Here is a 25,353-nt window from a genome sequence, read left to right as displayed (position 1 = left end):
ATTGTGTGGCGGGCATGCTCACTTTGGAATGATGGCGCGCCCTTTCTTCTTTCGTTCGGCGACAAACTTCACACCGATCTGCATCCCGTCGACCCGGATCAGTTCGCAGCGCCGGAACGCAAGTCCTCTCGATGACAGGATCAGGAAGAATTCCTGCGCCCGCAGCACGTCGAGCGGGCCGTCGACCTCGAGCTTGGCGCCGGTCTGCGACACGTCGAGAAGAACGCAGCTTCGTTGCCAGGTGCCGTCAACGCCCATCAGGTTGACCGGATAGCGGTGCTCGAAATGAACGCGCTCGGCTTTTCGGTTTCCATAAGCCATCAATGCACTCCCCCAACTGAAGCTGTATCGGCAGACAAGGGCCTGGCGCCGATGTCGCTTACGGATCCGAAGCGGATGGCGCGCTGCGCGGTGGAAAGCGAAAGCGTGTCAAAGGCCTCCTTGGCCTGTTCGAGTTGTTGCGGTGAAACCGGCTTGACGCCCTTGCGGCTCCTGATGATGGCAACCGCGGTCTGCCAATCGAGCCGCGACGCCCGGCATGCGAGGACCAGGCCGTAGCAATCCTCCGTCTCCAGCAGCGGCTCGATGGTTTCGATCGGAACGGTTGCCAGCAGCGATAGCGCGGCGATGACACTGGGGTGGTCGCGCCGGATCGCAAAACGGTTGACGATGGAATCGTTCAACTGGCCGGCATTGTTGAGCGCGAGCACCGTCGCCTTTGCCTCGGAATAGTCCGCGGCAACAGGCTTGCGGGCGTGCCCGCGCGCGGCGGTCTCTTCGATCAGCGTTCTGATCGCGACATGTCGCTCGGGCGGCGCGGTCTTGAGCAGGCGGGCCTGCGCGGAGGGGCTGCACTTCGCCACCAACTCGCAAAGCACATCGCGCGGCAGATCCGGCCGCTGCACCAGCGCGTCGGCGATATCATCGTCGCGCAGGGCCATATCGACCAAGGTCGCAAAGCCCACAACAGAGAACTGCGCGCCGGGATTCCTTGCGAGGACGCCGCAGATGGCGGCATCGCCGCGCATCAGCAGGGCATCCGTGAGCCTGCGGCTCACCGCGCTGCGTCCGGCGATGGCGCCGAGGTGCTTTTCGCCGCGGGTCCTGATGACTTCGATGAGGTCGTCCTCAGACAGGCATTCGCACTTGCGAAGGATCGGGACGGCGACGGCCGCGTCCTCGTGCTGTGCGAGGCGGCGCACCGCCTCCCTCGGGGCCGACCTCAAATCGGCAAGGGGGGCGCTGAGTTTGGTCAGCGTGCGTGCTTCGACCGCCCCGATCAGACGGACCAGGACGTCGTCGAATATTTCGATCTGGTGCTCGCTGAGCCGATCGGCGTCCGCGAGGAACAGGCTCGCCACCTGCCGCAATATCCGGATGCGGCGTTCGGGCGAACCGGCTCTGACAACATCTTCGAGTTCTGCAATAAGCTCAGTCGAGGCAATGGTAGTCATGGCGGCACCAATAATCCGCTGCAGGACGTCGCTGTCCCTCAGCCGATTTCGCGCCTAGATTGTTAATTACCACTGTAAATTGGTCTTTTAGGGTTGTGCCCCCTTTAAGATTCTACCAGAAAACAGTATCGAAATTCGGCAATGGTATTTTGCCACGTTGTCTTTCGCAGTCACTGCGCTCCAACTGGGTGGAGATTGGAGAAGAGTACGAGACGAGTCGTCGAGCGAAGATCGCCGCTTTTTTTTGCAGCGCGGCATGATTGCCGTGCCCTCGACTGGTGTTGCTCTTACAAGAACTATTTTAAATGAACGATCATTCACCGGCGCCAACGCTGGTGCCGAAGATATTTCGGTTCGATGATATCGACACGTTTCGGAGCTTTATTCGAAACGTGCAGGTGGAGTGCATTCCGCTCGCCCGGGATATTTCGGCCGAGCAAACCATCCTGAACTTGCCGGGTTGTGACCTGAACTACACGAAGGCGTTTCCGCGGGTCATCGACGTGCAGTTGGCGCCGAACACCACCGCCGTCGGGTTCCCGATGGATGAGGGCACCGCCATTCGCTTCAATGGTATCGAGCACGATCGGTCGTTGCTGGTGATTGGCAGCGGCGGGGCCGCCTATAGCGCACTTGAGAGAACCCCCCGGCAGTATGCCTCGATCGTTTTCAAGCCCAAGGTCGAGGATCGCGGGTGGCCGAAGACCGGGCTGAGCTTCAATCTCTATGAAACCAGCGAGACGGCGAAACGGCGGCTGCGCCAGCTGGTGCGGGAGATCCTGGCGATCGCGCCGCATTTGGCCGAGGCGCCTGAGGTTCCCGGAGTAGCGGTCGCGATCCGCGAATCCCTGATGGCCGCGATTGATCATGCGTTCGCGGAGGTCGTGCCGGCAAAGTGGACGGCGCGGGCGAACGCTGCGCGGCAGTTCAAGGTTTTCAAGGATGTGCAGGCGGTCCTGTCCAGCGAGCTCGCGCAGCCGATCTACAGCAGCGATCTTGCCAGGGAGATCGGCGTGTCAGTGCGTACCATGCACGATGCGGTGCAGCGCTATCGGGGGATGAGCCTGCACCGATATCTCCGCCTGCGACGGCTGTGGCTCGTTCGCCAAAACCTCTTGGCCGGCACCCATAGCGTCAAGGCCTGTGCTCTCGCCTGTGGCTTTTGGCACCTCAGCGACTTCTCCAGGATATATCGGGCGCATTTCGGCGAATCGCCATCGGAGACCCTTTCGAGGTCGCGGCGATCCTGAATCAGCCAGAGCGTTTTCGAGCGAAGTGGACACCGGTTCGCGTGAAGAAAACGCGTCAAATCAAGAATCTAGACTGCGCGGTTATGCGCCGCTCTGGCACTTCTTCATGAAGCTGGTCTTGGCGGCGCCGGCGAGCTTCTTGCCATCGGACCCGACCGCTTTGGCCTCGCAGGACTCGGTGGTGCATTTCTTCATGAACGAGGTCTTTGCCGCGCCCGACAGCGGTTTGCCGTCCTTGCCGACGGCCTTGGTCTCGCAGGACTCCTGCGCGAATGCCGAGCCGATCGCAAAGGTGGTGACGACTGCTACCAACAATATCCGTTTGAGCATGGGCTTCTCTCCCTATTTGATTTGCCAAAATAGCCGGGCGGATTGGATATCGGAATCTTGCGCCAATCAAGTTGATAGCGCACGGATTCCTCCGACAAATCGACAAGCCATACCTGCGACTACGCCGCCCGGACTTCCGCGAGGAAGCGGTTGACCTGGCCGGCGAGGTCGCGAGACTGCGCGGAAAGCTGTTCGGCGGCGCCAAGGACCTGGCTGGCGGCGGCTCCGGTGTCGTCGGCGGCGCGCTGGACACCGGAAATGTTCGAATTGACGTCCTGCGTGCCACGCGCCGCTTCCTGCACGCTGCGCGAGATCTCCTTGGTGGCCGAGCCTTGTTCCTCGATCGCGGCGGCGATCGCTGTGCCGATCTGGTCGATCTCGGTGATGACGTCGACGACGTTCTGGATCGCTTTCACCGTCTCATCGCTTGCGGCTTGAATGGTGGCGATCTGCTCGGAAATTTCGGTGGTCGCCTTCGCAGTCTGGCCGGCCAGCGACTTCACCTCCGAGGCGACCACGGCAAAGCCGCGTCCGGCATCCCCGGCGCGCGCGGCCTCGATCGTCGCGTTCAGGGCCAGCAGGTTGGTCTGCGCCGCGATGTTCTGGATCAGCGTGACGACATCGCCGATCTTCTGCGCGCCCTCGGCAAGCGAGCGGGCGGTGTCGCCGGTGCGGCGGGCGTTCTCCACGGCGCGTGCCGCGATCTCGGTCGACTGCGTGACCTGGCGCCCGATTTCCGAGATCGAGGACGTCAGCTCTTCGGTCGCGCTGGCAACCGTCTGCACATTGGTCGAGGTTTGGTCGGAGGCCGTCGCTACGACAGCGGCCTGCCGGTTGGTGGCGGACGCCGTGGAGGACATCGACTGTGCGGTCTCCTCCATAGTGGCAGAGGCGGCCGAGAGCCCGCCGACGAGCTCGCTGACCTTCGCCTCGAACGTGTGAGTCAGGTTGTCGAGCACTTGCGCGCGGCGCATCTTGACCTGGTTCTCGGCTTCCTTCTCGGCCGCGAGGCGATCGGCCTTGATCATGTTGTCCTTGAAGACGCGTACGGCCTGCGCCATTGCGCCGATCTCATCGCTGCGCTCGGCGCCCGCGATCTCGTCCGCAACCTCGCCGGCAGCAAGCCGCGACATCCTGGCGGTCAATTGCACGATTGGCCTGCAGATCCGGCGTCGCACCATCATGACCAGCGCAATGCTCGCCGCGACCACGGCGATCAGGCCGGCGAGCGCGACCAGGAAGCTGACTCGCGCAGAGGAGTAGGCGGAAGAGAGCACCTGCTCGGCATTGTCGTAGAAGGCGTCGCGCACCCCGATGATCGAATTGAGTCCGTGCTGCGATTCCACGTAGAAGGCATCGACATCGTGCTCGTACTTGCCGCTGGCCGCACCTTCCTTCACGAGCTTAAGCTCCTTGCCGAACCGCTCGACATAGGCCTCGTTCATGCGGTCGAGTGCGACTGCGACGTTGGCGGGCAGGTTGGGATTGCCACGCAGTTCCTGCAGTGACATCAGCACCTGGTCCGCGCGCCCCTGGGCGCGAGCGAGATCGACCTTCTCGGTCTCGGTCGCCGCGCGCTTGGCGCCGACAAGGTTCTTGTGCTGGCTTGCATTGAAGCCGCCGACGTCGCGCAGCGACCAGGCGATATTCGCGTAAACGGCCTGCCGATAGGCGTCCCCGTCGATCAGGGCCAACTTGCGCACCTGGCCGTCGAGCAGGGAGGCTGCGGCATTGTTGAGCACTGCATTGTCGGCGACGATCTTCTTGGCGGCGTCCTTGCGCGCTTCCGCCGGGCCGTCGATCGCCTTGTCCATCGCCTCGCGCAACGCGTTGAATTTTGCGTTCACCCCATCGATGCCGGCGCCGATCGCTCCGCCGTCCTCGAGCGAACCGGGCAGCGCTTTACGCAGCGCCATCATCTTGTCGCGGGCGCGATCGGTCGCCGTGCGCACCTTGTCGTTCAGATCGGCCCGCTGCTTCGGATCGACCACCGGTGGCCCAAACAGGATGTTGGTGGCAAAGCCACGCTCCGAATTAAGATAGCGCGGGATGTCACTGATGGCGCGAACGATTGCGAGCCGCTCCTGCGCTGCCGACACGTTCTCCATGGTCTGGTATTTCGAGACCGCGACGTAGAGGGCCAGTCCACCGCCCACGGTGGAGAGCGAGACGATGGCGGTCGTCAAGAGGGTTCCGATTTTCATGTGACTGGTGCCATTCTGGACGATAGAGGAGCGTTCAGCTCCATGGTAACCAGCGCGGATTAAATCCGCGTTTACGCTTTCCGATCGGAGTGACCGGCATGGCCCATCGTATCCTCGTCTTCTACGGCTCCTATCGCTCCGACCGCATGGGCATTCGGCTTGCAAGCTTCGTGGTCGAGGGCCTGCGCGCCCGCGGCGAGGACGTCGAATTCATCGACGCCAAGGAGGTCGGATTGCCCATGCTCGACCGTATGTACAAGGAGTATCCGAAGGGCACGGCGCCCGCTGCGCTGGAGAACCTTGCGGGCCAAATCCGCGAGGCCGACGGCTTCGTGTTCATCACCGGCGAATACAATTGGGGCATCCAGCCGGGGCTGAAGAACCTCACCGATCATTTCCTGGAGGAGTGGTTCTGGCGGCCTGCCGCGATCGCAAGCTATTCCGCCGGACGTCTCTCCGGCGCGCGTGCCGCGACCGCCTGGCATGGCACGCTCTCCGAGATGGGCATGGTGGTGATTTCAAGCACGATCGGCCTCGGACCGATCGGGCAGACGCTGTCGGCGGATGGAAAGCCGATCGGCGAGGGCGGCAAGGCGCTGGAGCGGGCCTTTCCGCGCTTTGCCGATGATCTCATGTGGTGGGTCGAAGCCGCCAAGGAGCAGCGGGCGCGCAAGAAGCCGCCTTACTGAGTTGAGGCGAGGGCCCTTAACTAGCGCGTTCGCTGATCCGAATTTCCGGTGGCCGATTTGCGCTTGGTCTCGGCAGGCGCGCCCATCTCCTGGCAGGGCATCTGCTGCCATGAACCGTCGGCTGCCTTTTGATAGGCGCGGCAGGGCGATGTAGCCCGATTCTCGTCGGCCTTCTGGGCGTCGGGCTGGGTTTCCGAGTTCTTCGCGAGGACCGGCGTGGCAAAATGCGCGAGCGCAGCCACCGAACCTGCGAAGATCACTGCTGCGATCCGCATCGGAGGTTCTCCTTTTCGATGCAGACTTTTCTAGAAGCAATTGTGGAAAATTTTTGCCAAGCGGCCCCATGCGCCGGACTTTGCTTAACAATCGGAAAATGACCGATCAGCCCAGGTCCTGGGAACGTCGTTGTCGTTCGCCGGTTTAGAACCAACTGCGGCCAACCAGGACAGTGTGACGACCGGCGCAGGCAACATCGGGAGAGCGACATGATGCCAGAGACGCAGATTCACGTGATCGCGCGGCAGATGTTGGAGCAGCACGGCTTTGAGGCGATCGCCCGGGCGGCGCAGAAGGCGCAAGCCTGCGAGAGCCAGGGCGAGGCCGACGAGGCCCGTGAATGGCGCCACATCGAAGCCGCCATGAAGATCATGCGCGGCCCCCACCAGAGCTGATGAGCTATCGCACTAGCTGACGAGAGCTATCGCACCGGCATCGGCGGCCGCACCACCGGTCCGCCATCCTGCGCCGGTGGCTCGGGCACCGTTTGCAACGGCGCCGGCGCTGATGGTGGCGGCAGGGGCGGAGCTGCAGCGGCGGTTTGCGCGGGCGGATATGTCGGCGGCTTCGGCCTGCGCACGGGCGCTGCGACCGGCCGCGGCGGCGGCGCGGCACGCGGCTGCACGGCTTGTGCCGACACCCTGGCCTCAGAATTCCTGGCGATGTCGCGGGCGATCTGATCCTGGCCAGCCTTGAGCTGCGCGATGCTGGCTTTGAGTTGCTCGATCTGTTGGCCCATCGTCGCGAGATCATGCGCCATCGACTGCAGCAACTGTGAGGAATCAGCAGAGAGGGCGGCGGCCGTGGTCGGCGCGGCGGCTTGCGCTGGCTGTGCCTGAGCAGGGGTGTCCGGCTGAGCGACCGCCTGATCGGTCGAGGCGGTTTGAACGGCGGGTGAGGCTGATTGCTCTGTAGCGGCCTGATCGGCGGGCGGGGCCGGTTGCTCGGCGGGCGCCGTCGCCTTACCCGACGGTGACGAGGACAACGACGACAACAGCGAGACCTGCGGTATCCAGTCCGCAATCATCTGCTTGGCAGTATCGCCATGATGCTTCCAGGCTGCCGCCGCGAAAGCGCTGAGCAGAGCGAACAGGAAGCCCATGGCGGCGCGCTTGGCCCATTTGGCGAACGGCGAAGGCTCGCTCGGGAGCTGGATGTGATCGCTGGCTGTGACGCGAAAGGCGGTATCGAGCGATGGCGCCGAGGCGCCGGATGTCACGTAGCTCTGCGGTGCCGGCGTCTGGTTCACTTCGGCAGGCGGCGTTGGCGGTACACGATCTCCGCGCGCGGCGAGAACGACTTCGGGGTCGATCACGAAAACATCGTGCGGATCGGATTCTTTAGCAGGATTAGTGTTCAGCGTGGAAAGCATTGGCGCTCCATCTTCAGTCCAATGCCACCCGCTCTGGAAGCGGCCGGCGGATTAACACTACGTCAACCATCCTCTGCCCAGCCCCACGACTCCAGCCAGGTGTGACCAAAGCAAGGCGAGAGGAGGGAGAGTCTGGGGCCGCCCACGGCGACTGGTTTCCCCGGAACTCGGGAATCAGCCGCGCAATGGGCACGCAGCTAGTTCTTCGGACGGATGAAGCCGGCAAGGTGAGTCTTCTGTGTTTCGCACCATGTCGTCATGCCCAGCCGCCGCTGGTCGAGATCAGTCGCCTGCGTGGCGACCGCGACTTCGGCCATGAGCTCGTCGTCCTGCCGCTCGCCCATCTTGCCCCCGGTGTGCATGAACGCGATCGCCTTGCGCACCTTCTCCGTGGTGCCATCGGGCAGGTGCATCTCCTGGGCCTTCTGCACCAGGTCCTGATAGACGAGGTCGGTGTTGGGGCACTCGACCTTGGCGGCAAACGCCTGCAGCACCAGCGTGACATAGGCCGAGCGCGGATCGGCCTGCGCGGGCTGAGCAGCAAGCAACAGTCCCGCGATCAATAAACGAGAGCGCATCCTTGGGAACCTCCTGTTTTTTGAGGAGGCTAGCGTCGACGCTCGCGCCGTGCAACCGAGGCAAGGCAGAACATGCTGATTCAATCAAACAGACGTGTTCCAATGGCTGTTGCCATGATTTCAGCATTATTCTGGCAGCAACTAGGTAATAGGTTAACGCAGGGGAGACGTGCGGTGTCGAGATTGGGGCTCGCAGTTTTGCTGACGGGGGCAGTGGGGCTCGCCGGCTGCATGCAGACGACGCTGTCGCCATCCACAGATGCAAGCATGACGCCGCGCGATCGGCAGTTGTTGGCCAATCCGCCTTACGCGCAGGCCGCTATCCCGGAGCAGTTCCAGCGCCACATCGTCGACTATTCGCGCAAGGAACAGCCGGGCTCGATCCTGGTCGATACCGACGCGCGCTATCTCTATTACGTGCTGCCAGGTGGCAAGGCGATCCGCTACGGTGTGGCGGTCGGCGAGGAAGCGATGGCCTTCTCCGGGGTCGCCACCGTTGGCCGCATGGCCGAGTGGCCCGACTGGGTTCCGACCAAAGACATCCAGGAGCGGCTCGGACCTTATCCGTCGCGAGTCGCCGGTGGACCGGCCAATCCGCTCGGTGCGCGTGCGCTCTATCTCTACCAGGGCAACAAGGACACGCTGTACCGCATCCACGGCACCAATCAGCCGGAATACATCGGGCAGGCGATCTCCTCCGGCTGCATCCGCATGGCCAATTCCGACGTGATCGATCTGTTTGGCCGGGTGAAGCAGGGCGCCACAGTCGTCGTGCTGCCGCCTGCCGCCGGCACGGCGTCGGTTGGGCCGTTCAGCGCGCGCCGCGGATGATTTGATCTAATCCAACTCTCCATCCCTCATTTCGGGGCGACGCGTTAGCGTCGCAGCCGGAATGCATCTTTCCGCTGTGCCTGCGGTCCATTTGATTCTGAGCCAGCGCGCGTCGTACGCATCCGGCCCAGAATGACAGCGCCGGCTGTGGCGCAATCACCACACATCGAAGGAATCGCGCAGCGACAAGCGCGCCCTGACGCTTCCTGCCCCGGTTACGCCCGATTGGAGGCCGCCCTTAACCATGTTGGATTTCGGCTTGGGCTAGGGGCGCGAGTTGGGGATGCAACATGTGCTTCGACGCTGCCGCAAATTCGTACGTCGACATCAGGGCGCTCGCGCAGGTTGATGCGCACTTGGTCTCATCCGGTTCTATGTGGAGGGCCACGCGGCTCATTGCTGTGGTCCTCGGGGCCGCTTCATTGGCGGCCTGCGCGCAGTCAACCGTCGTCAGCCAACGATCGGAGATCGGCGCGAGCAGGCAGGCATCGTACGTGTACACCCGCACGGCGGCGGTCGCGATGAAGAAGCGGGTAGCGGCAATGCGCAAGCACGCGCGGCTGGCGTCGCGCAAGGGTGGCGATGTCAAGGTCGCATCCCAGGGTGTCGCGAGCTTCTACAGTGAGGACTCGCAGACCGCGAGCGGAGAGAAGTTCGACAAGAACGAACTGACCGCAGCCCATCCGACCTTGCCGTTCGGCACCAAGCTTCGCGTCACCGACGTGAAGAGCGGCCGTTCGGTGACGGTGCGGGTCAACGACCGCGGACCTTATGTGCGGGGACGAGTCGTCGACGTCTCCTATTCCGCCGCGCAAGAACTCGGAATGGTCGGCAAGGGCGTCACCAACGTCAAGCTTGATGTGGTCCACTAGAGCATGATCCGGAAAAGTGGGTACCGGCTTTCCGAAAAAGATCATGCTCAGACAAAGAGCGAGAGCGGGATGACGATTCGAAGAAAAGTCATCACGCGCTAGACTCTTGCCTTGACGCGTTTGGGAATTTTCTGTGTCGTCGTCGGGAAAATTTCCCTCGCATGCGGCGCTTTAATCAGGTTGCCGACGTCCATCGGCGCGATAAGATTCGAAACGCTACGTCCCGCGCCTTGAACTTATCCATTGCGTGCGGATTCTTACCCAATGAACTTCAACCCCGCCTTCCATTCGTGGAGGCGGGGTTTTTCTTCGGCGCGCTTCGGCAGCCCGCAACAAGGTCCCGGCTAGGCCAAAGGGGCTTCGCCGCGGCGCGCAAGCCCGGGACGACCAGCGGATCCTTCCGATTCAAATTTCAAGCAGCTTTCCGCTGTCATCGTCCGCCACCGGGTCGGCCGAATGGCCGCCCGATGACAGGCTCCGGCGGACGATCCAGTATTCCAGAGCGGTTGAGTTTGAGCCGAAAGGCCGCCGGATACTGGATGCCCCGCCTTCGCGGGGCATGACGGCGGAGTTTGTGAGGGGATGTGCGTTCGCGTTCTCGCGGCGTGAATTGCCCGAGCTTTGCGTTCGTTTCACTCTCCCCGAAACACAGAGGGCGCAGGGAAAGCGGGGGTGCCGGTTGCACCCGTCCATAGCGCCGCGGAACTTCACGGCGCGTTGACTGAAAGGTCGGAACGGCGCCCGTGTTCCACAGTTGGGCCTCCGAAGGGGCACCATTGGAGGAGGACCGATGAAGAAGCTCGCATTGTTGAGTGCCGCCGCGGTGTTGGCGACGACGTTCGCCACCCCGTTGATGGCGCAGGGAGTCACGCAGGAACCCGGTTCGATCGGGTTCAACTATCCGAATTCGCGCTACATGACCGGTAGCTATGGCGTCGGTACGCCCTATAACACCGGCCGTTATCCCCGCATGGGCTATTATTATCGACCGGTCTACTACGGATACGGACCCGTCTATCACCGACCCTATTACGGGCCGGGTCCAGGCGCGGTCGCTGCCGGCGTCGTCGGTGGAGCGATCGGTACCGCAGCCGCGATCGCCGCTGCGCCGTTCGAGCCGTATGATTCCTACGCCTATTACTACGATCCTTATTGAGGAACGCAGTAGCGACAGGAGAGCGGCCCACGGGCCGCTTTTTTGTTGCTGCTTCCGCTATGCGCCCGTCGCAACGGCAGAACGGCGCAGGCGCCGTTCCATCAAATCGTCACGTTCCCGGCGAATTGCGGCCAAAACCTGTTGGCTAGTGGCGAAAACCGGGCAAGCACAAACATGGGAAAAAGAAATTGTCCTACAAAATGATCGCAGAACGCGACAACGAGAAAGTCAAGGTCGAACGCCAGAGCTCATTGATCATCGTTGCCAAGGCACGCGTCTTCGCCAGCGCCGGCTGGCAGGTCGTGATCACGGACAAAGAGGGGAAGTCGTACGCTCCGGCGGAGTTCGATCGATTGTTAGCAGCGTGATTTTTCGGATTGCGTAGGCGGATCAGCGAAGCGCAATCCGCCGATCGGCTGGCTGTGGGTGGCGGATTACGCTGCCGCCAATCCGGCCTACGAGTTCTGCTCCATCAATTCAGCAAAACGTGAACGACCGATCGCCGGGCGCGAGACCGCGATGCGCTGACTGCGCGGCTGCATCAGCGGTTGGTGCCCGGGAAGATCATTTCATTTCGGCGCTCGATTGAGAACGTCCGTATTGTCGGTTGATCGCCAGGCGAAGCTTCTTCCTAAGACACATCAAGCAGAGATGCCCCGACCCCTTTTACGCACACATCCGCCGTGGCCGATCACGATGATGTTTTTTGGATGATGAGTATCATTCTATTGAACGTGAACGTCTGATCGCCATCTGCAGCCGCGAACGCCACGATGACTTCGAAACGTTGGCGAGAGTTCAAACATGATTTGTTTGGTCAAGTCGAAAGGGGAATAGGCAATGACTAGGTTCAAGCTTTTCAGCGCGGTTGCATTGGTATCAGCAATGGTCGCGAGTCCGGTGGTCGCGCAGCAGGCGGTCCAGGAGCCTGGCGCGGCGGCGTTCTATCAGAGCCTCGGCGTCGGCTCTCATTCCTACCCACAGAATGCGCTGGCGTCCTTCGGCCGCGTCGATCTGTCGGCTGCGCCTCCGGCGCGTCATGCGCGCGCGTCCGCGAGGCATCACGTCAGGCACTGACGTAGTGACGACGTCGGCGAGCATGGGTAAGCCGCCGGCTTCTTCAGTCGAAGGCGGATCGCGCTCTCGCGCCGTCCGCCTTCAAACCGTTTGAAGCGCGCCGTTGCTCAAATCCGCCCTGCGGAGCGCCACGCCGGAACGGGATCGAGTGGTGTGCGGTACAGTTCGATATTGTCGGCGTCGGTGACGCGAACCGCGCAGCCTTTCGCTTTCAACTCGGGCTTGACCTGTGAGAGCTCGTTGGCGAGCTGGTCGGCTCTGTCGGAGGCGACGTGCAGGTCCTCGAGAATGATCGAGCCCTGATTCCTGAACTCTTCCCCAACGACGAGATCGAAGCTGTAGCAAGGCATCCGAACCACTCCTGTTTCGGTATGCACTGCATGGTAGCACTGAGTCGTTGGTTCCCTAATACGACCAACGCACAATGGTTAAGCGTCGCGCGAGAACGGTGTGCAGCGATGCCCGAATGCATCACACGGCTCGTTCCGCGATGAAATGTTCCGTAGTTTTCCGGTGGCCCGCTGGCCACAAACTGTGATCAAGGCCACTTTTGCCTTGTTAGGACTTTATTAAACTTATCGGCGTCCCCTTAAAGGCACGGGAATTTGTGGCGGAACCGGATCCGGGAGCCGGCAGCTACAAGAGAAGGCCGGCGGCGTAACGCCCGCCGGTCTTTTCTCTGCACTGGCGGCGAAGGAGCCGAGCTACGAAGTAAGACAGCAATCCTGCTTCTTCTGGCGATGAGCGGCCGCCGTGCTCCATCACAGGATCAAGAGAAGCCTCTGCACAATCCTCGGTCCCCAGTGCAAGGCCGTGAAGTAGTACGTGCTTACGGCGATGAACGCTGCGGCAATGCCCATGCAAATCGCCGCTCCGATTTTGACGTGAACAGCAGAGCGCAGCTCGCGCGCGCGAATGAACGCCTCGGCAACGATCAGATTGGGAATGTAGAAAAAGAAAGCCATCACGACGTCAAAGCCCCCATCGAATGTCGGCGTGTGGCCCATGTTGTGGCCGAGCAATGCCCAGAATCCGTAGTCCATCCGGTAGAGCCAGGATCCGATCACCAGTGCAAACAGCCGGATCGCCCAGGCGCGATGCTGCTCGAAGCGTTTGCCTCGCGCATGCCAGAACGTTGTGACGGCGGCGATGGCCGTGAGCGCGCCATAGAGGCTGAAACCGATATTCATCGGTGTCCCGCCGATGGTGCCCTGCACGGCGATAAAAGCGAGCCCGCCCAAGCCGGCCATGAGTGCTGACAATGCATAGAGCCGGCCGACCCACCGGTGAAACGCCGGTGCTCTTGCCCGCACGGCGCTGATCAGTTGCAACGGCCCGAGCAGAAGCAGCACCGTGCCGGCCGCAAAATGCAGCCCGATACCCATTGTTGCCAGCAGCGAATGCGGATCGTGAAGGCGCGGCAGATCCCGGTTCCACTGATCAAGATTTCCATCCACCAGCGCGCCAAGATAGATCGCAACGATATAGAGGCCGAAGATGGCCGCGCTGATCCAGACGGCAGCCACAAGGGCGGTCATCGTCCATCGCAACGCCGCCGCGCCGACGGCATTTGCGCCGATCGAGCTGCTTTGTTGCCGATCAAGTTCGAATTGCAAGGACACTGCGATAGCTCAGCGTAAGTTTGACGCGCGACGAACAGGATTTGGGGCTGATTGAGGCATTGGGATGACTGCAAGGCTCGGAGCCTGGCCGATGACGTTACCGATGTAATTCGAACGCATGTGATCGATCGAGCGCAACTTTCGTGGTCTCCAGCGCGTTGTGCAAGCATGACAGCTCAGCAAACCCTGCATCCCATGATGAACTTTGACCCGTCCGAGCCGGCGATCCTGCATGACCGTACCACGGACGAGATTGTCACCTGGATCGGCGACGAAGCCGACGACTTCCGCCGCACCAGCAACGCGCGCGCCGACGGAGCGGTTGCGTGGCGGGAGTTCGTGTTCGACGGATGGGGGAATGTGCTGGGCGGGTGAGGGTCGGCGGAGCTGGTGGCGGGCGTGCAGCGCCAATCGCGGATAGCGGTTGCCTCGGGCGGCAAGGGCGGATATCCGTCCGCTCCTCCGGGCCAGACCAAACTCCGACGATCGGCCCGGGCAGACCACGAACGGACGACCGATGCCCCTGTCTCTGCCCAAGCAAAAGATCCGCGTCCTGCTGCTGGAAGGCGTGAACGATTCTGCCGTTCGCCTGTTCGACGCCAATGGTTACACCGAGGTCGAGCGTCTGCCGAAGGCGCTCGGCGCCAAGGAGCTCAAGCAGGCGCTGTCGGGTGTGCATATGCTGGGCATTCGTTCCAGGACCCAGCTCACCGCCGACGTGATCGAGGCGGCCGATCGGCTGATTGCGGTCGGCTGTTTTTCCGTCGGCACCAACCAGGTCGATCTCGACGCGGCGCGGCGGCTTGGCATCCCAGTGTTCAACGCGCCTTATTCCAACACGCGCAGCGTCGCGGAACTCACCATTGCCGAGGTGGTGATGCTGCTCCGAAAGGTGTTCCCGCGCTCGGTCGCGGCGCATGCCGGCGGCTGGGACAAGTCCGCGGAGGGCAGCCGCGAGGTGCGCGGCAAGACGCTCGGCATCGTCGGCTACGGCAATATCGGCTCGCAATTGTCGAATCTCGCGGAAGCCATGGGCATGCGCGTGATCTTCTTCGATCAGACCGACAAGCTCCGCCACGGCAACACCGAGCCGGTCGAGACGCTGGATGAGCTGCTCGCCGCGAGCGACGTGGTCTCCCTGCACGTGCCGGAGACGCCGGCCACCGCCAACATGATCGGCGAGCGTGAATTGCGGCAGATGAGGCAGGGCGCCTACCTCATCAACAACTCGCGCGGCACCGTCGTTGACCTTGATGCCCTGGCCCGGGTGCTCGGCGAGGGCTGGCTCGCCGGCGCGGCCGTCGACGTCTTCCCGGTGGAGCCGGCCTCGAATGCGGACCGCTTCGTCTCGCCGCTGCAGGGCCTTTCCAACGTGATCCTGACCCCGCATGTCGGCGGCTCCACCGAGGAAGCCCAGGATCGCATCGGCGGCGAGGTCGCGCGCAAGCTCATCGACTATTCCGATGTCGGCTCAACGCTCGGCGCGGTCAACTTCCCGCAGGTGCAACTGCCGGCCCGCCCAACCGGCACCCGCTTCATCCACGTGCACCGGAACGTCCCCGGCGTGCTGCGGCAGGTGAACGACGCCGTCTCCCGTCACGGCATCAACATCCTCGCGCAATACCTGCAGACCGATCCGGAAGTCGGCTATGTCGTGCTCGAGACCGACGTCGTCGGCGGCGAGGGCGAGGGATTGCTGGCGGATTTACGGGCTGTCGACGGCACCATCCGCGTCCGCGTGCTGTACGATCAGAATCGGCCGATGGCGCGGTGAGGGGCTCCCTACGGGGTCTGCTGCTTCGCGCGCCACTTTGGGCCGGGCCCTCGCATGTAGTGAAGCTCGGGCCGGTAGGGATCGCAGACGGCTCCGATCAGCTTGCAGCAGCCGGCGATGATCGCCTTCAGCGCTCGGCGCAGCGGTGTCCATGACGGCTGTGCGAGCGGCACCGGCTCCGCCCTCAATGCGACTTGCCAAGCACTGATGCGAACGGCACGGCGAGGACCTCGTCGCCGAGCTCATCGGTGACGTGCAGGACCCAGCTCCGCCAATCTTCCTCGCTTGGCGTCATGATGAGGGCGCGGACCAGGCCTTCCGCGTGCTCGCGTGCCTCGGCCAGGTCCATGGCGTGGCCGCATTCGTCGATGATGACGTGCTCAGCGTCGGAGCAGTGGAAATACAGTTCAGTCATGTTCCGCCTCCTGCGGCAAGCGACCTCACGGCCTATCGATAGCAGCAGGGATGACGGCTGAGAATCCGGGTGATCCCCCATCGGGAAGTTACGGGGAATGCAGAGGATTCGAATCAAGCCGATGTGATCGGTTCGCTAAACGGCTGCATGAGCTCAGAAAAATGTGAACGGGGTCGTTCTTCTCGCGGCGATCCACGGCGTTCGCGTGACCGGGTTTTGCGAACGGAAAATCGTTCTGTCTTGCTGCTCGCTTCTGCACTTCGAATCTACGGCGCCGGCAGCCGGCGAAACGAATCGCTCCATGACGCGACGATGGCTGTTGCGCATTGATCCCGCTCACTATCGCGTCGAGAGGTGCGCATTCCTGCATTGTTGCAATGCAACAATAGTGAATGCCGCAGTGCAGCAAGAGACCTATATCCTGAGCAGCGAATCCACTCAGGAGAATTGCAGTGAAGAAGACTTGCCTAACCCTTGCGGCCGCCGTCGCGATCTCAATGGCAGGCGGCGCTGCCAGCTTTGCTGCGGAGTTGCCGACCTATGAACTCAACGGCCTGCCGATCTCGCAGGTGCAGGTTGGATTGCTGGGAGCGGCGAATGTCCGGGAGCAGTCGCCGGTCGCCACCGCAGCGGCTTCTCCGCACCAGCTCAGCGTGCTGACACAGCGACCGAAACTCAAGGCGGCGTCGGCGACACAAAGTCCGACCCAAACCTCCGGTCTCGCGGCCCACTGAGCGCCGCGTCCAAAGCCGCACGAAATGCCAAAAGGCCCGCGACCGCGCGGGCCTTTTTTCTTGATGGCCGCCGCTTGTGGACGGCGGTGAGGCAGGACGGCGGGTTAAGAATTTGGTCATTTCTTTCCGCGCATTTTCACGACCTCATTCAGCAAAGAGGCACCATGTCTGACATCACCATTCCCGGCGGGCGTATTCGTTCCTTCGTCGAGCGGATCGAGAATCTGGACACCGAATTGCAGGAGTTGAACGAGCAGAAGAAGGAAGTCTTCTCGGAAGCCAAGGGCGAAGGCTTCGACGTGAAGATCCTCAAGGAGATCATCAAGCTGCGGAAAGAGGACAAGGACGAGCGCGACGAGCGCGAGAGCCTGCTCGATCTCTACATGCGCGCGATGGAAACCTCGCCGCCGGAAAAGACCGCCAAAGCGGCATGACACGATCAAAGTGACGCGCGTCGGGCGGGTGAACCATCGGGGCTGCGCTTCGCGCGGCCCGATGACAGGCTCCGCGTAACCTGCCGACGTCCGGGCAGCGTATCGCGGCCAATGCTGACATGGCGATGTCAGTCGAAGCCGCGGAACGCAACCCAATCGGAGATCGGGTCCCGCCTGGTCCTGAGCGTGTTGATGGGATTTTCGTCCGCGTATCCCAGGCCCATCCCGCAAAACACCATTTCCTCGGCTGGCAGTCCAAGCAGGTCTGCCAGCGTCCGGGGATAGCGCGACCAGTATTCCTGCGCGCAGGTCGACAGTCCATCCTCGACGGCGAGCAGCATCACCGTCTGGATGAACATGCCGAGATCGGCCCATTGCGGAGGGCCGAGCCTGCGGTCGAGGCAGAAGAACAGGCCGACCGGCGCGCCGAATAGTTGTCCGTTCTTCGCCAATTGCTGCAGTCGGCCGGCACGATCTTCCCGGGGAATGCCGATCGTGGTGTAGAGATCCTCTCCACATTCCCAGCGTCGGCGCCGGTACGGGTCCCACAGCGAATTCGGATAGACTTGGTATTCCGGAGGCTCTCCAAGCGGATTGGCAGTTGCGCGGGCCTTGAGTTCGTCAAGCGGGGCGCCCTGAAGCGCATAGACGCGCCATGGCTGGAGATTGCCGCCCGATGGCGCGCGCCTGGCTTTATCGAGCAGCCGCAGGACCTGCTGCTTGGTGACGGGATCGGATTTGAACGATCGAACCGAAATGCGCCGCTCGATAGCTTCCGCAACATTCATGAGATCAACCAAGGAGTTTGGTGAGCGCGTCGGCCACTTCATCCGGCCGCTCGAGTTGCGGATAATGGCCGAGACCGGCAAGCGCGGTCACACGGGCATGCGGTAGCTTCGCGCTTGCGCGTTCGAGAATAGCGCTGCCGGAAATTGGATCGGCAGCGCCATAGACGAAGCCAAGCTTGACGCCGGTCTGCGACAGTGCGGCTTCCCACTGCGGGGAAAGCCTGGACCGCTCGGCCATGTAGACCAGGTGCCGCGGCCAGAGCAGTTGTCCATCTGCGCGCCGAATGGCGTCCCACATGTCATCGAGTTCTGAGGCCGCGAGGCGGCGAGACGGGAACAGTGTCGCCGTCGCTGCTTCGAGCGTTGCGCGCGAGAGCGATCGGGCGATGATCGGCCCCTGGACCGGGTCGGCGAGGGCGAGTTGGGTAGGGCTCGGACGGTAAAGCTCCGCGTAGACCGAGGAGTTCATGAAGATCGCCTGCCTCAGACCGAGTTCCAACCGGTCCTCGAGCTGGCGGTGCAGCATGTCCTGAAGCAGGATGCCGCCCAGATCGTGCGCGACGACATCGGCCTCGGTAACGCCGAGAGCAGGAAGGATCGCGAGCGCGCGGTCGGTTTGGATCAGCGCCGAATAATCGGCATCGGTCGGCTTTTCGGAGGCACCGTAGCCCAGATAGTCGAACGTCACGCAACGGTAATGGTCGCGAAGGCGGATGATGACGCCAGCCCAATCGTGCGAGGAGGTCGGAAAGCCGTGGAGGAAGACGACGGTTGGCCCGCTCCCTTCCACGCGCGTGAAGATGGCGTGGCCATCAACCTCGATCGTCGAGCCGCTATCCCACCACTCGGTAAGCCCTGTCATTGCGCGCTCCTGACGTCGATACAGATCTTGCCGTGCTGGTCGGCGCTGGCGAGTCGGCGATAGGCTTCCGGCACTGCCTCAAATGGATAAAGGCTGTCGATCACCGGCTTGAACGCGGCCGTTTCGATGAAGGACAGCATCGCCTCGAAGCTGGCGCGCGATCCGACGGTGATGCCGCGGATCGTGAGGTTTTTCGAAATTACCTGACCAAGCTCGACCTTGGTCGACAGGCCACCGAGAAAGCCCACGGCAATGATCCGACCGTTCTGCCCGCTTGCAGCCACCGATTGGGCGAACGTGGAGTCGCCGCCCACATCCACGATCACGTCCGCGCCCCGTTTGTGCGTCGCGCGGACGACTTCCTTGCCCCATTCCGGTGTATCCGAAGCAAGGACAACGCTCTCGACACCGAGATTACGGATTGCGGCGGCCTTGGCTGCGGAGCGCGACACCGCCACCACGCGCAAACCTGCGGCAAGCGCGAATTGAGCGGCAAAGGTCGACACCCCGCCCGAGCCCTGCACGACCACCGTTTCGCCGGGCTTTGCGCCAGCGAGATCGAAGAGGGCGCACCAGGCGGTGAGCGCCGCGATGGGAAGCGTCGCGCATTCGACGTCGGTCAATCGGTCGGGGGCGCGCACCACGAAATCGGCCGGAAAGACCCGCCGCTCGCAGAGCACGCCATCCAGCGGCGAGCCCAGCGTCCGGGTGCGATCGGAAGGCTCGCTCGGTCCCCGGTCCCAGCTCTGCATATAGCAGCCGATCACCCGCTCGCCGACATGCCATCGCTCGACACCGGGACCGACGGCGACGATGCGGCCGACGGCATCGGAGGCGGGGATCATCGGGAGTGACTGCGAGGGCGCGTAAACGCCGCGCGCAATCGCGAGGTCACGATAATTCAGCGAGACGGCATCGATTTCCACGAGCACCTCGCCTTCGCCCGCGATCGGGTCAGGCCGCTCCCCGAGCGCCAATCCTTCGATGTCGAACGACCGAACTTCCCAGCACTTCATACAAATCGCCATCCAAATACATAAATGTATCTGAATGCAAAGATGTTAGGCTGTCAAGTCTTGGGATTCGGCTTCGGCTTGGTTTGGGATTCGGCTCGCGACAGGAGGACCAATGCGAAAAGTGAAGCGATTGAATCGCGAGGAGAGCCAGACACGGACGCGCGAGTTGCTGATGCGCTCGGCCTCGGCCTGCTTCGCCAGGCTGGGCTTCGAAGGCGCATCGGTGGATGAGATCGCCGAAACTGCCGGATTCTCGCGCGGCGCGTTCTATTCGAATTTTGCCGACAAGGACGAGATCTTTCTCACGCTGCTCAAGCGGCATCTGGAGCGGGATCTGCGCGATTTTGAAGCGGCACTGACGACGAGTGACAGCTTCGAGCAGCTCGTCGAAAAAGCGGCCGCACGATACGTCGAGCTCGGCGACCATCCCGATTGGTGCCTGCTGATGGCCGAGTTCCAGTTGCGGGTATCGCGCGCGAACAAGGCCGACGACGCCTTTGTCCGGACCTATGCTGAATATCGTCAAACACTATCCGGTCTGATTGAGCAGACCTTCGCGAAATTCGGCAACAAGGGGAGCCTGGCGCCTGCCGATCTCGCCATAACTCTGCTCGCGCTATCGCATGGGTTTGCGCTGGAGCGCGCGGCATCAAGGGATGCAATTCCAATGGCGCTGACGGGCAAAGCGATGAAGGCGCTGTTAATCGGAGCCGCGAGCAAGATGTAGTTCGCAGCGTCGGAAAACCGCTTCAGGGCGAGCAAAGTGGAACTGATTTGCCCGTCGGGCACGGACCTCACCAATATGGATCGTCCCAGGGGTCGACCGTATACGGCGGCGGCCTCCAAGGCCCTGGCGGCCGTCTGGGCCGCCGAGGTTCGATTGCGGCAGGCACGTGCGGGCGCGCAGCCACGCTGCTCTCTTTCCTCACGGTCGGCGCGGAGGGTTTCGCGGACGAAGCGGCAAGCTGCGCTTGCAGCGCCTGTATCTGCTCGGCGATCCGCGCACTGTCTTTCGCATTCTGCTCCTGAGCCGCCTTGAGCTGTTGAATGGACTCGGCGTGCTCGCGAAGCGTTTGCTCGTGACTGGTCTTCAGTTGCTCCAGCTTGTCGTTGATGCTTACAAGGCCCTGCGCGATGGTCTTGAGCGATTGCGCGACATCTATGGATGTCGAGTCGGCGGACTTGGCGGAGCCGGCTGGCGGAGCGTCTTTCGTTTCCTTGGGGTTCGAAGGCGCCGGCGCTTCCTTGGGGCTCGAAGACGGCGGCGAGGGTTGTTCGCCTGCCTCTGCCACCTGGACGGTCAGCGATCTGGTCGGACCGCGAGGCTCGGACGCCTCCGGGGACGCCATCGAGGCTTGCGGGGTCCATCGCGCCATGATCGCCTTGGTCTCATTGCCGTATCGCGAAGCCAGCGCAGCACCCGCGATGCCCAGCGCCAACAGAAGGCCGCCGACGGCTCGCAGCAGGGGCCGACCCCGTCTCGGGCCTGGGTCGCGCGCCTGGTTCTCTGGTGTTGGAGTCTCGTTCACGGTGGGAGCGTCGGGTGGCGCGGCGCCGGCATCTTCCTGCCGGACCTTTGGGCCATCGCCGCGCTCCAATCCGGAGACCAATCTGTCCAGCCGCGTAAGGTCTTCGCCGGCACTTTTGATCCGTTCATAGGCCCGCGCCAGTTCGCCATCGGCGCGCGGCGTGCCCTGCGGTTCGTCCGGCTTCGGGTTGTCCGTATCAGCCACCGATGCGCTCTCCATTCAGTCTTGCATCAACGGAATGAGTGCGGCAGTCCGAGATCGTTGGGAGGATAGTTGCCGTCGCCGTTTGGATCAAGATAAGGCCGGCGTGAGGGAGAATTTAAGGCGACCTCGGCCGGGCCCGGCAGATTACGCCGTCGGCCAATCCGCCCTGCGGGCTGATGGCTTCGCAAGCCGGCGTTGACCTGCGCAGATGCCGAATCCGCATAGCGCGCCATTCCCACTGGGCCCACGCTGGCCGGGCGCCCTGTTTCTCGGACGGATCGCAACTGCTTTCCCTCCCTGGTGCGCACCTTCGGGCCTGTGCCCGATGAGTTCGAAATCGATCGCGCCGCTTTTCGGCAACATTGCAAGAACGACTTCCTGCGTCGAACCAGGCACCAACCTCAGGAGGTATCGCATGCGACGTCTCATATTCGCCCTGTCCGTCGCCGTTCCGGTAGCAGTGGGAGCAATCTCGCCAGCTAGCGCGCAGGACTACCCTTACTGCCTGCAGGGAAAGGACTGGGGCCTTCCGGGCCTTTGCCAGTTCTGGACCTACGAACAATGCCAGGCGAGCGCATCCGGCACGTTCTCCTATTGCGGGATCAACCCGCGCTTCGCGTTTTTCTACACGCAGCCAGGCCGCTGGCCGCCGCCGCACTGAGATCGTGGTGACATAAGGAAGGCCCGCGCGGCGGGCTCAGCGCGAACGGCTTGTCGGACGAGGTCCGGCCGTCCGACGGCCGCTTCATCTGCATCGCGTCCGGCAAGCGGACCGGCCGCGCAAGGACCGAGCCAGACCTGAACGGGGGCTGAGCCATGAAATGCACCAAGCAGTCGTTTGCCGTCATCTGCGCGCTCGTGGCAGTGCCTCTGTCCTTGAGCATTGGAAGGCTCAATGCGCGCGATTCCGATCTCGCCAATGACACATTGGCAGCCGCTCGGACCGCCAGGCAGCAATGCGTGAATACCTGTCGTGCGCGATATCGCGACTGCCGTCATCTGAAACAGCTACCATCGTTCGAGTGTCGAGGTGTTTACCAGGACTGCACCCGATTCACTTGCAGTGGTTCAGGACCGGGATGACGCAAGTTGCCTTTGCGGCCGTCAGCGGCGAGCGTGAGCGGCGGATTACGCTGGCGCTGATCTGCCCTACGAACTGGTTTATGAGCACGCGCCTAGCATCCACCGATGCCGCCGAAGAGATCGCCTGCGCTGGCATTGCCGGCCATTGACGGTATCGCGCCCAGGCAACGCACGCTCGATGAGGCAACACCGCCGACAGCGCCACCCGCGCCCGACGTGGCGTTGGGCGTGCCGGTTTGCGTGTTGGGGGCAATGCTGCCCACTGGTGCCGTTGTCACCGCGGTGGCCCCTGCCTCCGCCGGAACTTGGTAGGTTGGGGCGCCGAGCGGATCGGATGCGCAGCCGAACGCCGTCAGATCGGCGCTCAGCGATACGCCGGCCGCACAGGGCACCGCCACGGGCGCAATGGTGCTGAAGCTTCCTCCCGTTGCCCCGGTTACTCCCCGGCCGGATGGCACGATCGCGCCGGTCACCGTGCTCACTGCGTTGGTCGGAGAGTTGACCTGCGCGCCGGTTTGAGCGCTGACCTGAGGATTCGGCTGCGTGCCTACCGATGTACTCACCTGCGCGTGAGCGGTGGCAGACACACCAAGCCACAGGGTGACCGCAAGGATGAGCATCTGTTTCATCGCGCTCTCCTGTCCTGCCGAAGCGACGATGAGGTCGTGACACGGCGTCCGCCCGCCCGTTGCTTCAAACGTCTCCGACGCAGAGGGGTTCCCTGGGACCGAGCCTCAGTGTGCGGGGCGGGTTAGAGTGAGCGGGCGGATTACCGGGTCCTCCACGATAACGAACCGCCACGGCTGGCTCAGCCCAACCGATGGGGACAGGCAGGCGATGTCGATGAGCCGCTCCAAGGTGCCGTCCGGCAGCGGATCGGTTCGGAAGCGCCGCACGTCGCGCCGGCAGATGAGGAGTTCGCGCAACTGCTGGCGAAATTGCTCGTCGAAGGCAACCATCAGAGTTGTAGATTCGGATGAAAGAGCGCGGCGATCAAACTGGATGGCTGTCTCCCGGATCTTCGGCACTAGCGACAAAATTGGACTAACCATCCCGCCCTGCGGCTACGTGTTTCGATTCGATTGTCAAACAGCGGATGCGATGCGAGTCCGCATTCCCGCGGCACGATGTGCCCGAGGTCCGCGTTTTCGTTGACCCTCTTTCGATGTAGAGGGCGCAGGGAAAGCCGGGTGCCGGTTGCACCCGCGGGTCCCGTGCAACAAAAAGCACGGGGGTAGGACCACAGGTTCAACCGAAGCATTCCGGCTTTCCCTGCGCGATGGTGTTACGGCTTACTTCGTGCTCTCCTCGGTGACCGGGCTTTCTTGCCACCGTCACCCTTAGGGACGTTTCCATCCCTTAAGGACTTAGCGCCAGCGTCGGGGCGCCGGGACCACACGACTTCGCCGTCCGCGAACAACCGCGCTCGTCTTTCGCGAGCCGTCGCGTCCACCGCATCTCACCGCGCGTTCGTGACGTTGCGCAACGCCCCCCTCATCGGGTGAGACGCGCGGAGTTAAATCACTGATTTGCCCGACGACGGAAGCGGAATGTTTTTCGGGCGAGGACTGGACAGGCCAAATCATGTTGTAATCGCAGGCGAATTTTTCTCCTCGTCATTCCGGGGCGTCCGAAGGACGAGCCCGGAATCCATTGCTCCACCTGCGCCCGCCGTCCGATGGATTCTCTGGTGTGCAATTCCACATCATAGCTCGCGACTTTGTCGCGCCCCGGAATGACGAGGAGGAGAGAATTCGCGCTACCGCGCGTTTTGATGCGCCCGTCGATACCTCGATGAAGGCACCTACCGCGTTGAGGTCCACAATTTGCAGCCGCAGCCCGCCTTCGATGGCATTACCGTGCGGATGAGCCTCCACAGTGGCGACGCAAAGTGAACTTATGTTTGGCCCGTCGGCGAAGTGCCCGCACAGCGCGTCGAGGGCCGGAGTGTGGAGTATAGCAGACTAGATTTGCTCAGATTGAGTTATTCGCATTTTGATCCATAGCCGAAGTGATGCCGAGCGTAGCAATGCCCCCAATGTGGACAAAGTTTGCAGCACATGCTCGGGTTCATGTCTTTCGGGGAGGCGGCTGTGTGCTGCAAGGTATTTCGTTGCTTCGCCACCATCGCGTTTGGTTGTCTCGCTGCCGTGCCGGTGACCGCCGAGAAGGCCAGTTCGCCGGCACTAACGTACTCTCCCTGGACGAAGTTCTGTGTGAACGAAACCTGCTTTGTCGGCAGGGATGGCCGCTCGTATGCAGACTGTCCACCAGTTGTCGCGGCTGTGTTCATTGAGCGAAATGGAGACACCAAAAAGACGTTGCACGTTACCCTGCCGACCCGAGTGAGCTTTGAGCGCGGTGTCCGTATCATCATCGATCAGAGCAAGCCAATCGAGCGGCCCTATGTCCGCTGCTTTGCTAGTGGCTGCATGGCCGAGTATGACGCTGGAGGGGAGCTGATCGATCAGCTCAAACAAGGGCGAATGCTTGTTCTTGAGACGGTCGACAAAGCCAATTCGCCGATCAGACTAAGCGTGCCGCTTGCGGATTTCGCCAGTGCCTACGAAGGCCCCCCGCAAAAGCCGAAGGTGGTCGAGGAGGTGCTGCCAGAAAAGGAAATGCAGGCGCGGTTGGAGCGCCAGAGGCGCGCCGAAGAGGACCGTAAAGCCAGATGCCAATGAGGCGTACGGAGTCCTCTAGCAAAACGAGCTGGTTTCCGCTTATGGCCGATTCCGTTGAAAAAGGTTGAAGTAGTTCAATGTATCTGGCGCCAGCCTCGACGAGACCGAGCGCTTTGCCG

At 62.5% G+C, this 25,353-nt stretch carries 31 protein-coding genes and 1 pseudogene; 15 read left to right on the top strand and 17 right to left on the bottom strand.

The features are described from left to right. Window positions 1-18 precede the first annotated feature (18 nt). Both ACZXDY_RS14400 and ACZXDY_RS14395 read right to left on the bottom strand, forming a co-directional pair. Complete coding sequence (locus ACZXDY_RS14400; RefSeq protein ID WP_028165846.1) at window positions 19-321, bottom strand: PilZ domain-containing protein; 303 nt, start codon at window positions 319-321, stop codon at window positions 19-21. After that, complete coding sequence (locus ACZXDY_RS14395) at window positions 321-1,454, bottom strand: DUF2336 domain-containing protein (RefSeq protein WP_464345946.1); 1,134 nt, start codon at window positions 1,452-1,454, stop codon at window positions 321-323. The genes ACZXDY_RS14400 and ACZXDY_RS14395 overlap by 1 nt, the downstream gene beginning before the upstream one ends. Window positions 1,455-1,759: 305 nt before the next feature. Here ACZXDY_RS14395 and ACZXDY_RS14390 point away from each other — a divergent pair, with 305 nt between their 5' ends. Continuing rightward, window positions 1,760-2,704 carry an AraC family transcriptional regulator gene (locus ACZXDY_RS14390; RefSeq protein WP_028165844.1) on the top strand — a complete coding sequence of 315 codons (945 nt, stop codon included), beginning with the start codon at window positions 1,760-1,762 and terminating at the stop codon, window positions 2,702-2,704. An 81-nt stretch (window positions 2,705-2,785) separates the two neighbouring features. On the opposite strand, the gene ACZXDY_RS14385 is transcribed toward ACZXDY_RS14390, so the two are convergent. Then, entirely contained in the window at window positions 2,786-3,034 is a 249-nt protein-coding gene (locus ACZXDY_RS14385) for a hypothetical protein (protein ID WP_028165843.1), read from the bottom strand. Window positions 3,035-3,153: 119 nt separating this feature from the next. Then, entirely contained in the window at window positions 3,154-5,238 is a 2,085-nt protein-coding gene (locus ACZXDY_RS14380) for a methyl-accepting chemotaxis protein (RefSeq protein WP_464345945.1), read from the bottom strand. A gap of 98 nt (window positions 5,239-5,336) precedes the next feature. On the opposite strand from ACZXDY_RS14380, the gene ACZXDY_RS14375 reads away from it, so the two are divergent. Next, complete coding sequence (locus ACZXDY_RS14375; protein ID WP_464345944.1) at window positions 5,337-5,927, top strand: NADPH-dependent FMN reductase; 591 nt, start codon at window positions 5,337-5,339, stop codon at window positions 5,925-5,927. Window positions 5,928-5,947: 20 nt separating this feature from the next. On the opposite strand, the gene ACZXDY_RS14370 is transcribed toward ACZXDY_RS14375, so the two are convergent. Further along, a complete protein-coding gene (locus ACZXDY_RS14370; RefSeq protein WP_028165840.1) occupies window positions 5,948-6,202 on the bottom strand; it encodes a hypothetical protein in 255 nt (84 codons plus the stop codon). 210 nt (window positions 6,203-6,412) lie between these two features. On the opposite strand from ACZXDY_RS14370, the gene ACZXDY_RS14365 reads away from it, so the two are divergent. Next, window positions 6,413-6,598 carry a hypothetical protein gene (locus ACZXDY_RS14365; RefSeq protein ID WP_028165839.1) on the top strand — a complete coding sequence of 62 codons (186 nt, stop codon included), beginning with the start codon at window positions 6,413-6,415 and terminating at the stop codon, window positions 6,596-6,598. Between the two features lie 26 nt (window positions 6,599-6,624). Here the strand turns inward: ACZXDY_RS14365 and ACZXDY_RS14360 are convergent, their stop codons facing one another. After that, window positions 6,625-7,575 carry a hypothetical protein gene (locus ACZXDY_RS14360; RefSeq protein WP_464345943.1) on the bottom strand — a complete coding sequence of 317 codons (951 nt, stop codon included), beginning with the start codon at window positions 7,573-7,575 and terminating at the stop codon, window positions 6,625-6,627. A 197-nt stretch (window positions 7,576-7,772) separates the two neighbouring features. Beyond that, window positions 7,773-8,153: a hypothetical protein gene (locus ACZXDY_RS14355; protein ID WP_028165837.1), complete on the bottom strand. Its 381-nt coding sequence runs from the start codon at window positions 8,151-8,153 to the stop codon at window positions 7,773-7,775. 231 nt (window positions 8,154-8,384) lie between these two features. Between ACZXDY_RS14355 and ACZXDY_RS14350 the strand changes: the two genes are divergently transcribed. From ACZXDY_RS14350 to ACZXDY_RS14330, 5 genes are all read left to right on the top strand, one after another. Next, a complete protein-coding gene (locus ACZXDY_RS14350; RefSeq protein WP_196237335.1) occupies window positions 8,385-8,984 on the top strand; it encodes a L,D-transpeptidase in 600 nt (199 codons plus the stop codon). A 374-nt stretch (window positions 8,985-9,358) separates the two neighbouring features. Then, a complete protein-coding gene (locus tag ACZXDY_RS14345) occupies window positions 9,359-9,856 on the top strand; it encodes a septal ring lytic transglycosylase RlpA family protein (RefSeq protein WP_245287415.1) in 498 nt (165 codons plus the stop codon). 790 nt (window positions 9,857-10,646) lie between these two features. Beyond that, on the top strand, window positions 10,647-11,012 hold the full coding sequence (locus ACZXDY_RS14340; protein ID WP_051396927.1) for a hypothetical protein: 366 nt from the start codon (window positions 10,647-10,649) through the stop codon (window positions 11,010-11,012). Between the two features lie 200 nt (window positions 11,013-11,212). Then, window positions 11,213-11,380 carry a hypothetical protein gene (locus ACZXDY_RS14335; RefSeq protein WP_196237332.1) on the top strand — a complete coding sequence of 56 codons (168 nt, stop codon included), beginning with the start codon at window positions 11,213-11,215 and terminating at the stop codon, window positions 11,378-11,380. 472 nt (window positions 11,381-11,852) lie between these two features. Further along, window positions 11,853-12,089, top strand: coding sequence for a hypothetical protein (locus tag ACZXDY_RS14330; protein ID WP_155255328.1), 237 nt, complete (start codon window positions 11,853-11,855; stop codon window positions 12,087-12,089). Between the two features lie 107 nt (window positions 12,090-12,196). Here ACZXDY_RS14330 and ACZXDY_RS14325 read toward each other — a convergent pair whose 3' ends face one another. Then, entirely contained in the window at window positions 12,197-12,439 is a 243-nt protein-coding gene (locus tag ACZXDY_RS14325; protein ID WP_028165833.1) for a hypothetical protein, read from the bottom strand. A 411-nt stretch (window positions 12,440-12,850) separates the two neighbouring features. Beyond that, window positions 12,851-13,615: a DUF2306 domain-containing protein gene (locus ACZXDY_RS14320; RefSeq protein WP_463331271.1), complete on the bottom strand. Its 765-nt coding sequence runs from the start codon at window positions 13,613-13,615 to the stop codon at window positions 12,851-12,853. Between the two features lie 264 nt (window positions 13,616-13,879). Between ACZXDY_RS14320 and ACZXDY_RS14315 the strand changes: the two genes are divergently transcribed. Together ACZXDY_RS14315 and serA are read left to right on the top strand one after the other, a co-directional pair. Further along, window positions 13,880-14,086, top strand: coding sequence for a hypothetical protein (locus tag ACZXDY_RS14315; RefSeq protein WP_028165832.1), 207 nt, complete (start codon window positions 13,880-13,882; stop codon window positions 14,084-14,086). A gap of 142 nt (window positions 14,087-14,228) precedes the next feature. Next, window positions 14,229-15,485: a phosphoglycerate dehydrogenase gene (gene serA, locus ACZXDY_RS14310; protein ID WP_028165831.1), complete on the top strand. Its 1,257-nt coding sequence runs from the start codon at window positions 14,229-14,231 to the stop codon at window positions 15,483-15,485. Window positions 15,486-15,493: 8 nt separating this feature from the next. On the opposite strand, the gene ACZXDY_RS14305 is transcribed toward serA, so the two are convergent. Both ACZXDY_RS14305 and ACZXDY_RS14300 read right to left on the bottom strand, forming a co-directional pair. Then, on the bottom strand, window positions 15,494-15,658 hold the full coding sequence (locus ACZXDY_RS14305) for a hypothetical protein (protein WP_196237331.1): 165 nt from the start codon (window positions 15,656-15,658) through the stop codon (window positions 15,494-15,496). Window positions 15,659-15,669: 11 nt separating this feature from the next. After that, window positions 15,670-15,900: a DUF6894 family protein gene (locus ACZXDY_RS14300; protein ID WP_028165830.1), complete on the bottom strand. Its 231-nt coding sequence runs from the start codon at window positions 15,898-15,900 to the stop codon at window positions 15,670-15,672. 452 nt (window positions 15,901-16,352) lie between these two features. Between ACZXDY_RS14300 and ACZXDY_RS14295 the strand changes: the two genes are divergently transcribed. Both ACZXDY_RS14295 and ACZXDY_RS14290 read left to right on the top strand, forming a co-directional pair. Next, on the top strand, window positions 16,353-16,634 hold the full coding sequence (locus ACZXDY_RS14295; RefSeq protein ID WP_028165829.1) for a hypothetical protein: 282 nt from the start codon (window positions 16,353-16,355) through the stop codon (window positions 16,632-16,634). A gap of 164 nt (window positions 16,635-16,798) precedes the next feature. Beyond that, window positions 16,799-17,068, top strand: coding sequence for a DUF2312 domain-containing protein (locus ACZXDY_RS14290; protein WP_028165828.1), 270 nt, complete (start codon window positions 16,799-16,801; stop codon window positions 17,066-17,068). Between the two features lie 128 nt (window positions 17,069-17,196). Here ACZXDY_RS14290 and ACZXDY_RS14285 read toward each other — a convergent pair whose 3' ends face one another. From ACZXDY_RS14285 to ACZXDY_RS14275, 3 genes are read right to left on the bottom strand one after another with little or no spacing between them, the layout of a single operon-like run. Beyond that, complete coding sequence (locus tag ACZXDY_RS14285) at window positions 17,197-17,856, bottom strand: nitroreductase (protein ID WP_028165827.1); 660 nt, start codon at window positions 17,854-17,856, stop codon at window positions 17,197-17,199. Window positions 17,857-17,860: 4 nt separating this feature from the next. Then, window positions 17,861-18,718: an alpha/beta fold hydrolase gene (locus ACZXDY_RS14280; protein ID WP_464345942.1), complete on the bottom strand. Its 858-nt coding sequence runs from the start codon at window positions 18,716-18,718 to the stop codon at window positions 17,861-17,863. Further along, window positions 18,715-19,734 (bottom strand): zinc-dependent alcohol dehydrogenase family protein, encoded by a 1,020-nt coding sequence (locus ACZXDY_RS14275; protein ID WP_464345941.1) that lies wholly within the window; start codon window positions 19,732-19,734, stop codon window positions 18,715-18,717. The genes ACZXDY_RS14280 and ACZXDY_RS14275 overlap by 4 nt, the downstream gene beginning before the upstream one ends. A 112-nt stretch (window positions 19,735-19,846) precedes the next feature. Between ACZXDY_RS14275 and ACZXDY_RS14270 the strand changes: the two genes are divergently transcribed. Next, a complete protein-coding gene (locus ACZXDY_RS14270; RefSeq protein WP_464345940.1) occupies window positions 19,847-20,461 on the top strand; it encodes a TetR/AcrR family transcriptional regulator in 615 nt (204 codons plus the stop codon). 67 nt (window positions 20,462-20,528) lie between these two features. Here ACZXDY_RS14270 and ACZXDY_RS14265 read toward each other — a convergent pair whose 3' ends face one another. Continuing rightward, a complete protein-coding gene (locus ACZXDY_RS14265; protein ID WP_464345939.1) occupies window positions 20,529-21,467 on the bottom strand; it encodes a hypothetical protein in 939 nt (312 codons plus the stop codon). Between the two features lie 415 nt (window positions 21,468-21,882). Between ACZXDY_RS14265 and ACZXDY_RS14260 the strand changes: the two genes are divergently transcribed. Further along, entirely contained in the window at window positions 21,883-22,128 is a 246-nt protein-coding gene (locus ACZXDY_RS14260) for a DUF3551 domain-containing protein (RefSeq protein ID WP_208827071.1), read from the top strand. Window positions 22,129-22,642: 514 nt separating this feature from the next. On the opposite strand, the gene ACZXDY_RS14255 is transcribed toward ACZXDY_RS14260, so the two are convergent. Both ACZXDY_RS14255 and ACZXDY_RS14250 read right to left on the bottom strand, forming a co-directional pair. Beyond that, the gene (locus tag ACZXDY_RS14255) at window positions 22,643-23,179 is read right to left on the bottom strand and encodes a hypothetical protein (protein ID WP_028165823.1); all 537 of its coding nucleotides are present in this window, start codon (window positions 23,177-23,179) and stop codon (window positions 22,643-22,645) included. Window positions 23,180-23,314: 135 nt separating this feature from the next. After that, a pseudogene (locus ACZXDY_RS14250) lies at window positions 23,315-23,509 on the bottom strand (nitroreductase family protein); the annotation flags it as partial. Window positions 23,510-24,610: 1,101 nt separating this feature from the next. Between ACZXDY_RS14250 and ACZXDY_RS14245 the strand changes: the two are divergent. Continuing rightward, window positions 24,611-25,234, top strand: a complete 624-nt coding sequence (locus tag ACZXDY_RS14245; protein ID WP_464345999.1) for an invasion associated locus B family protein — start codon at window positions 24,611-24,613, stop codon at window positions 25,232-25,234. The last annotated feature ends 119 nt before the right edge of the window (window positions 25,235-25,353 follow it).

It is taken from the genome of Bradyrhizobium sp. LeoB3 (assembly GCF_055456055.1).
Note: the sequence above shows the minus strand (reverse complement) of the source record. Positions and strands in the feature narration are given on the sequence as shown.